Here is a 1,821-nt window from a genome sequence, read left to right on the forward strand (position 1 = left end):
ATCTGTTGCCGCTGGTCGACGTCAACGCAGGCCAGCTGTTGCGCGCTGAACCGCTGGCGCAGGTGCGCACGCTGCGGGTGATTTATGGCCCCCATGGCGCGCCGGAATACTTCCAGCCGGAGTACATCGACACCTTCTTCGCCACGCAGTGGGAAGTGCATTTCAACTCCAGCCGCACCGGCGTGCGGTTGATCGGCCCCAAGCCCGTGTGGGCGCGCACCGATGGCGGCGAAGCCGGGCTGCATCCGTCGAATATCCACGACAACCCCTATGCAATCGGCGCGGTAGATTTTACTGGAGACATGCCGGTGATCCTCGGGCCGGACGGGCCGAGCCTGGGTGGGTTCGTATGCCCGGTGACGGTGATCGAAGCTGACCTGTGGCAACTCGGCCAACTCAAGGCCGGCGACAAGCTGCGCTTCGAACCGGTGGACCTCAAGACCGCCCGCGATCTCGCGCTGAAATGGGATCAACTGTGGGCGCCGGGCGTGCCCGCACTGCAGGCGACGCGGTCTCACAGCGACACCGAGGAGATGCCATCGCGAGCAAGCCCGCTCCCACATTGGCCCGCGTCGCCTGTGGTGTTGGATATCGGCCAGGAAGATACGCGTCTGGTTGCCCGATTGGCCGGCGATACCCACCTGCTGCTGGAAATCGGCGCGCCCGAGCTCGACCTGGTGCTGCGTTTTCGTGGCCACGCGCTGATGCAGGCCCTCGAAACCCGCGCACTGCATGGCGTAATCGACCTGACGCCGGGCATCCGCTCGCTGCAAGTCCACTACCAGCCAGAACAGTTGCCCCTGGCCGACCTGCTGGCGCTGATCAGCAGCGAATGGACGGCCGTATGCGCCACGCCCAACCTGCAAGTGCCTTCGCGCATCGTCCACTTGCCGCTGTCCTGGGATGACCCGGCGTGCCAACTGGCCATCGAAAAATACATGACCACCGTGCGCAAGGACGCGCCGTGGTGCCCGAGCAACCTGGAATTCATCCGCCGCATCAACGACCTGGCCGACCTCGACGCGGTGCGCCACAGCGTGTTCGAGGCGAGCTATCTGGTGATGGGCCTGGGCGACGTCTACCTCGGCGCCCCGGTGGCCACACCGCTGGACCCGCGTCATCGGCTGGTGACCACCAAATACAACCCGGCCCGCACCTGGACCGCCGAGAACTCGGTGGGCATCGGCGGCGCGTATTTGTGCGTGTACGGCATGGAAGGCCCCGGCGGTTATCAGTTCGTGGGGCGCACGTTGCAGATGTGGAACCGCTACCGGGAAGTCGCGGCCTTCGACGGCAAGCCGTGGCTGCTGCGGTTTTTCGACCAGATCCGCTTCTACCCGGTGAGTGCCGAAGAGTTGCTGCAGATTCGTCGGGATTTTCCGCTGGGGCGCTTTGCGCTGAACATCGAGGACAGCGTGTTGAACCTGGCGGATTACCAGGATTTTCTGGCGCGTGAAGCGGCGGGTATCGATGCGTTTCGGGCGCACCAGCAACAGGCCTTCAACGCCGAGCGCGAACGCTGGATCGCCAGCGGCCAGGCGCACTTCGACAGCGAGGAACCGCCAGCGCCGCTGGGGCAGGACACGCCGCTGAAGGCTAATGAGTACAGCATCGACAGCCATATCGCGGGCAATCTCTGGCAGGTCCAGGTGGCTGCGGGTGAGCGCGTCGCGGCGGGCGCTGTGCTGGTGGTGCTGGAGTCGATGAAAATGGAGATTCCACTGCTGGCGCCGTTTGCCGGCGTGGTGCGGGAAATCCCGGTGCAACCCGGCAGCGGGATTGGCGCCGGCCAGCGGGTCGTGGTGCTGGAACGCGACTGAG

1 protein-coding gene is annotated in these 1,821 nt (G+C 65.2%); it reads left to right on the forward strand.

Going from position 1 to position 1,821, the window contains the following annotated elements; translation table 11 throughout:
- Nucleotides 1–1,820: carboxyltransferase domain-containing protein (locus L9Z73_RS30010; protein WP_247408565.1), on the forward strand; the 1,820-nt coding region annotated here is incomplete at its 5' end.
- Nucleotide 1,821 lies beyond the last annotated feature (1 nt).

It is taken from the genome of Pseudomonas emilianonis (assembly GCF_023072625.1).
GTDB lineage: Bacteria > Pseudomonadota > Gammaproteobacteria > Pseudomonadales > Pseudomonadaceae > Aquipseudomonas > Aquipseudomonas paraveronii.